Consider the following 6,355-nt stretch of genomic DNA (forward strand, 5'->3'; position numbering starts at 1 on the left):
GGGTCAGTACAGGCCGTCGAGAACGTCCCGGTACCGCTTCTCGATCTCCCGGCGGCGCGGCTTCAGCGACGCGGTGAGCAACCCGTCCTCGACGCTGAAGTCGTTCTCCAGCACCGCGAACCGCTTGATCGTCTCGTGCCGCGCGAGCTGCGCGTTGACGGTGTCGACCGCCTTGCCGACCTCGGCCTCGGCGTCCTTCCCGGACAGACCGCCGGCCGTGTCGGGGTCGAGCGTCACGAGCGCGACGCAGTACTTGCGGCGGTCGCCGTGCACGATCACGTTGCTGATGTAGGGCGACGCCGCGTTGATCATGCTCTCGATCCGGGTGGGCGCGACGTACTTGCCGCCCGAGGTCTTGATCAGCTCCTTCTTGCGGTCGGTGATCCGCAGTCGCCCCGCGTCGTCGAGCTCGCCGATGTCGCCGGTGTGCAGCCACCCGCCGACCAGCGCCTCGGCCGTGGCCTCCGGGCGGTTGTGGTAGCCGCGCATGACGCCGGGCCCCCTCAGGAGCACCTCGCCGTCATCCGCGATCTTGACCTCCATGCCGGGAACGGGCGGCCCGACGGTGCCGATCCGGATCATGCCGGGCCGGTTGAAGAACGTCGCGGCGGAGGACTCGGTGAGCCCGTAGCCCTCCAGGATCGTGATGCCGGCGCGGGAGAAGAACTCCGCGATCTCCGGCGCGAGCGGCGCCGAGCCCGACACGAAGTAGCGGATCCGCCCGCCCACGCGCTCGCGCAGCTTGCGGTACACCAGCCGGTCCGCGAGCCGGCGCGTCGCCGGTCCGTGCTCGCGGTCGGCCCAGCGGAAGACCTTCTCGGCCACCCCGCCCTTCTCCCGCACGCCCGCGACGATCCGGCCGTGGATCTTCTCGAAGATGCGCGGTGCCGCGGCCACGATCGACGGCCGCAGCTCGCCGAGGTTGTCCACGATCCGCTCGACGCTGCCGTCGACGGCGGTCGGCACGCCCGCGGCGATCATCGCCATCGTCAGCACCTTGCCGAACGCGTGGGACAGGGGCAGCCAGAGGAAGTGCAGGTCGGAAGACCGCAGGATGCCCAGCGACGCGATGGCCTCCGCCGTGGCCAGCCAGTTCTCGTGCGTCAGCTCGACGCCCTTGGGCGTGCCGGTGGTGCCCGAGGTGTAGATCAACGTCGCCAGGTCGCCCGCCGTGATCTCGTCGATCAGCGCGGCGTAGTCGCCTTCGCCGCGCGGGACCTCGCCGAACCGCAGCACCCGCACGTCGTCCGGCACGAGCGCGGCGTGCTCGCCGGTCTCGACGACGGCCATCCGGCTGCCCGAGTCGCCCAGGACGTGCGCGACCTCGGCCTCGGTGCTGTTCGGGTAGATCGTGGTCGTGGCGCCGCCGGCCGCGAGCACGGCGAGGTCGGTGACGATCCAGTCGATGCTCGTGCGCCCCATCAGGGCCACCCGGTCGCCCTTGCGCAGCCCGGCCTCCCGCAGCCCGAACGCCTCGGCCGCGACGCGGTCCTGCAGCTCGGCCCAGGTGAGCGACACCCAGCCGATGTCGTCGCGGTACCGCATCGCCTCGGCGTCGGGCGTGCGCGCGACCCTCTCGCGCAGCAGGCCGGGAATCGACAGCGCCATTGCTCTCCCCTTCTCTGGAGCGTCGCTCCAGAGCGGTACTCTAACCCGCGTGGCCGACCGACGACAGTCTCTCCTCGACGCGGCGCTCTCGCTGGTCTCCGACGCGGGCCTGGACGCCGTGACGATCGCGGCGCTCACCGAGCGCTCCGGCATGTCGAACGGCAGCATCTACCACCACTTCGGCAGCCGGGCGGGCGTCTTCGCCGAGCTCTACGCCGACAGCTACGCCCGCTGCGTGGCCGCGATGCGCCCTGCCCTGGACGCCCGCCCCGCCCGGGTCTGCGTGCGCGACCTGACGCTGCGCTACCTGGACTGGGTCACCGCGAACCCCAGCCGCGCCCGCTTCCTCTACGCCGCCCCCGACCACGCCGACCCGGTGGCCAAGCAGGCGGAGTTCGCCCCCGTCCTGACGTGGTTCCTGGAGCGGATGGACTCGGGCGAGCTGCGCCCCCTGCCCGCGTGGGCGCTGGAACCGGTGGCGATGGGCCCGGCCCACGAGTCGGTGCGCCGCCACCTGCTGGGCGTCTTCGACCTCGCCGCCGCCCGCGACCTGATCGCCGACGCCGTGTGGTCCACGCTGTCGCCGTAGAACACACGTTCGATTATGCTGCACTGCCATGCGCCAGGGTTCACTGTTCGACCTGGAGGCGGAGCCGTCCCTCGCCCCGCTGGCCCCGCGCCGCACGCCGCTGGGCGGCGACGCGTGGATCGACGTGCAGCCGGGCTGGCTGACGGGCGCCGACGCCGTGTTCGACGCGCTGGTGGCGGACGTGCCGTGGCGGGCCGAACGCCGGCAGATGTACGACAACGTGATCGACGTCCCGCGCCTGCTCTGCTTCTACCAGGGCGCGCTGCCGTCCGACGTGCTGACCTCGGCGCGGTCGATGCTGTCCGCGCACTACGCGGCCGAACTGGGTGAGCCCTTCACCACCGCCGGGCTCTGCTACTACCGCGACGGCCGCGACTCCGTGGCGTGGCACGGCGACACGATCGGCCGCGGCCAGACCGAGGACACGATGGTGGCGATCCTGTCCGTCGGCACACCGCGCGCGTTGCTGCTGCGGCCGCGCGGCGGTGGCGGCGAGACGCTCCGCTACGCGCTGGGGCACGGGGACCTGCTGGTGATGGGCGGGTCCTGCCAGCGGACGTGGGAGCACGCGATCCCGAAGACGTCGAAGGTCGTGGGGCCGCGGATCAGCATCCAGTTCCGGCCGCACGGGGTCCGCTAGACCGTTCCCGCCTCGCGGCCCGCGACCGGAGCCGCCTCGGCGACGAGCCTCTCCGAGACCTCCCACACCCGGCGCGCCTCCTCCTCCGAGCGCAGCCGGCGGTAGAGCTCGGCCTCGGCGGGCGGGCCACCGAGACCGGCGAGACCGCTCGGCCCGAAGAACACGCCGGGCTGCGGGGAGGTGGCGGCGAGCAGGGCCGGGAGCTGCGCCGACTCGACGGTGCCGACCACGATCCCCCTGGCCGACAAGAACCGGATCACCTTCACCCCGAGCGTGTCGGACGAGCGGGCGATCTCCGGGCGGGCGGCCAGCAGGCTGGTCGGCGCGATGCCGGGGTGCGCGAGGTTGCTCGTGATGCCCCACCCTCCCGCGGCGGACCGGCGGGCGAGTTCCAGTCCGAACAGGCCCAGGGCGATCTTCGACTGGCTGTAGGCCTTGCCGCCGTTGTAGGAGCGCTCCCAGTTGAGGTCGCCCCAGTTGATGGCGTTCTGGTTGGCGGAGATGCTGAGCTGGGACGTGACGCGGGCCCGGCCGGCGCGCAGGAGCGGCAGCAGGCCCGTGACCAGGGCGAAGTGGCCCAGGTGGTTGGTGCCGAACTGCAGCTCGAAGCCGTCGGCGGTCGTCTGGCGCTCGGGCGGGGTCATGACGCCCGCGTTGTTGATCAGCAGGTGGATCGGCTCGCCCTCCTGCCGCAGCGCGGCGCTCAGCGCGGCCACCGACGCCAGCGACGACAGGTCCAGCGCGCGCAGCGACACGTCGGCGCTGGGGACATCACGCCGGATCGCGGCCAGTGCGGCCTCGCCCTTGCGCGGGTTGCGGACGGGCAGGACGACCTCGGCGCCCGCGGCGGCCAGGCGGCGGGCGATGCCCAGGCCCATGCCGTCGCTGGCGCCGGTGACGACGGCCCTCCTGCCGGACAGGTCCGGGATCTCGATGTCGAACTGCTTGCGGGCCATGGCGCACTCTCCTGCTCGTCGTGGGGTTGCCTCCACAGTGGTCTGCCCCGCCGATCCTCATCCAGGACCTGACGATCCGTGGCTACCGCGGCGCGGCGGCACTAGAAAGGGTGACGAGGCGGAAGGGGGCCCGGGTGGTCGACAGAACGGGACTGGCGGAGTTCCTGCGGCTGCGCAGGGAGGCGTTGCAGCCGGAGGACGTCGGGCTGCCGCGCGGGCGGCGGCGCAGGACGAGCGGGCTGCGGCGCGAGGAGGTCGCCGCGCTGTGCAACATGTCCGCCGACTACTACGCGCGGCTGGAGCAGGAACGCGGGCCGCACCCGTCCGCGCAGATGATCGCCGCGATCGCCCAGGGCCTGCACCTGTCGCTCGACGAACGCGACCACCTGTTCCGGCTGGCCGGGCACGGCGCGCCGGCGCGCGGGTCGCTGAGCGAGCACGTGAGCCCCGGTCTCGCGCGCATCTTCGACCGGCTGGCGGACACGCCCGCCGAGGTCGTCACCGAGCTCGGCGAGACGCTGCGGCAGACGCCCCTGGGCATCGCGCTCGTCGGTGACGCCGCCCGGTACCGGGGCCCGGCCCGCAGCCTGGGCTACCGGTGGTTCACCGACCCGGACTGCCGAGCGCTCTACCACTCCGACGACCACGACTTCCTCGGCCGGATGTTCGCCTCGGGGCTGCGCGAGGCCGTGACGCGGCGCGGGCCGGGGTCCCGTGCCGCGCACTACGTCGACCTGCTCCTGGCCGGGAGCGCGCAGTTCCGGGCCGTGTGGGAGGCCCACGAGATCGGCTTGCGCCCCAAGGAGTTCAAGCGGTACGTGCACCCCGTGGTCGGGGACCTGGAGCTGCAGTGCCAGACGCTGCTCGACCCCGACCAGGCGCACATCCTGCTCGTCTACACCGCCACGCCCGGCAGCGAGAGCTACGAGAAGCTGCAGCTGCTGTCGGTCGTCGGCACCCAGATCACGTCCACGAGCACCGGGCTCGCGTAGAACCGGAGATCGGCCCACGGATCGGAGTCCGCGATCTCGATCGTCACCTCCAGGACCGGGACGTCCGTGCACACCGGCCGGATCAGACCGCCTGCACGGCCAGCAGCGCGAGGTCGTCGTGGTCGTCGCGGCCGAGCCACTTCAGCACCACCTGCTCGCAGTGCCGCGCGATCTCCTCCGCCGACAGGCCCTTGCACTCCTGCAGCACCGCCCGCAGCCGCTGCTCGCCGAACAGCTCGCTGCGGTCGGTGTGCGCGCGGGCCTCGGTGAACCCGTCGGAGTACAGCACCAGCGTGTCACCGGGTGCGAGCGTGACCTGCTCGCCGGAGAACCGCACGTCGGCCAGGATGCCGACGATCGCACCCGTCGCGCTCACCTCGTGCACGCTGCCGTCCGCCCGCAGGATCAGCGGCACGGGGTGGCCGCCGGAGGCCAGCGACAGCCGCGCTCCCCCGGCCGCCAGCGGCACGAGCTCGCCCACGACGAGCGTGGTGAAGAGCTTCGACCCGGTGGCGCGCAACGACGTGTTCAGCAGGTGCAGCAGCCGCACCGGGTTCGTCTCGACGAGCGACAGCGCCTGCAGCGACTGCCGCACCCGTCCGCTGTGGACCGCGGCCTCCAGGCCGTGCCCGCAGACGTCGCCCAGCGCGAACGTCGCCGACCCGTCCGTGCGCGGGTGCACGTCGTAGAAGTCGCCGCCGACCAGCGCCCGCTGGTGGGCCGGGATGAACACCGACGCGAGCGACATCCCGCGCACCTCGGGCAGCGGCACCGGCAGCAGCGCCGACCGCAGGATGTCGATCGTGCGCTTCTGCTCGGTCAGCTTCGACGACGACTCGAGCGCCGCGGCGGCGTGCCTGCCGAACAGCCGGACGCGCTCGACGTCGTTCGGGGCGAAGTCGGTCTGCCGCAGCACCACCAGCGCGCCGCCGACGCCGAGCGGGACGGCCAGCGCGGTGCCGAAGTCCTCCGGCACGTCCCAGCTGCCTTCACCCAGGGAGGTGATCCTCGCGAACGCCGACTCGCCGGTGAGCACCTCGGTGATCGCCGACGCCCGGCGGGGCGTGCGGGTAACCGTGGGCTCACCGCCCCCGCACCGCCACCACTCCAGCCGGTCGCGGGTGGCGGGCACCACGGCGACGCAGTGCTCCCCCAGCAGCTCGGCGGCGAGCTGCACGATGGTCTTGAGCGTGGCCTCGCGCGACGTGCCGCCGGCGAGCCGCAGGTGGGCCTGGTCGAGGGTGGAGTCGGTGAAGTACCACGCGCTCCAGCCCTCACCCAGGTCGTGCCGGCGCCCCGCGACGTGCGCGTCGAAGCGCTCGCCGAGGAAGAGCCGGGGGAACCGGTCGGCCGCGGCGGCGTTGCGGACGCGCACCACGCCCGCGGGGTCCACGACGAGGACGGCTTCGCGCAGCCCGTCCACCAGGCGCTGCCAGCCGTCCAGGTCGATGCCCACGGCGCTGCTCATCCGCTGTCGTCCTGCGCGGACGGCCGGAGCATCACGGCCTCCTGCGGGTTGTCGGCATGCATCGCGGCATCAAGTTACCTCGCTCCCAACCTAACGTGGCAG

The 6,355-nt window shown here is 72.9% G+C and carries 6 protein-coding genes; 3 read left to right on the forward strand and 3 right to left on the reverse strand.

Going from position 1 to position 6,355, the window contains the following annotated elements:
• Positions 1–3: 3 nt before the first annotated feature.
• Positions 4–1,608: an AMP-dependent synthetase/ligase gene (locus tag ACFWGZ_RS38545; RefSeq protein ID WP_382456536.1), complete on the reverse strand. Its 1,605-nt coding sequence runs from the start codon at positions 1,606–1,608 to the stop codon at positions 4–6.
• Positions 1,609–1,657: 49 nt separating this feature from the next.
• On the opposite strand from ACFWGZ_RS38545, the gene ACFWGZ_RS38550 reads away from it, so the two are divergent.
• Together ACFWGZ_RS38550 and ACFWGZ_RS38555 are read left to right on the forward strand one after the other, a co-directional pair.
• A complete protein-coding gene (locus ACFWGZ_RS38550) occupies positions 1,658–2,197 on the forward strand; it encodes a TetR/AcrR family transcriptional regulator (protein WP_382456537.1) in 540 nt (179 codons plus the stop codon).
• Positions 2,198–2,225: 28 nt separating this feature from the next.
• Positions 2,226–2,837 (forward strand): alpha-ketoglutarate-dependent dioxygenase AlkB, encoded by a 612-nt coding sequence (locus tag ACFWGZ_RS38555; RefSeq protein ID WP_382456538.1) that lies wholly within the window; start codon positions 2,226–2,228, stop codon positions 2,835–2,837.
• Here the strand turns inward: ACFWGZ_RS38555 and ACFWGZ_RS38560 are convergent.
• The gene (locus tag ACFWGZ_RS38560; protein WP_382456539.1) at positions 2,834–3,793 is read right to left on the reverse strand and encodes an SDR family oxidoreductase; all 960 of its coding nucleotides are present in this window, start codon (positions 3,791–3,793) and stop codon (positions 2,834–2,836) included. The two genes, ACFWGZ_RS38555 and ACFWGZ_RS38560, sit on opposite strands and share 4 nt — an antisense overlap.
• A gap of 134 nt (positions 3,794–3,927) precedes the next feature.
• Here ACFWGZ_RS38560 and ACFWGZ_RS38565 point away from each other — a divergent pair, with 134 nt between their 5' ends.
• Positions 3,928–4,785 (forward strand): helix-turn-helix transcriptional regulator, encoded by an 858-nt coding sequence (locus ACFWGZ_RS38565; protein WP_382456540.1) that lies wholly within the window; start codon positions 3,928–3,930, stop codon positions 4,783–4,785.
• Between the two features lie 82 nt (positions 4,786–4,867).
• Here the strand turns inward: ACFWGZ_RS38565 and ACFWGZ_RS38570 are convergent, their stop codons facing one another.
• Positions 4,868–6,253 (reverse strand): PP2C family protein-serine/threonine phosphatase, encoded by a 1,386-nt coding sequence (locus ACFWGZ_RS38570; protein ID WP_382456541.1) that lies wholly within the window; start codon positions 6,251–6,253, stop codon positions 4,868–4,870.
• Positions 6,254–6,355: the final 102 nt, after the last annotated feature.

It is taken from the genome of Lentzea sp. NPDC060358, assembly GCF_042725365.1.
Lineage (GTDB): Bacteria > Actinomycetota > Actinomycetes > Mycobacteriales > Pseudonocardiaceae > Lentzea.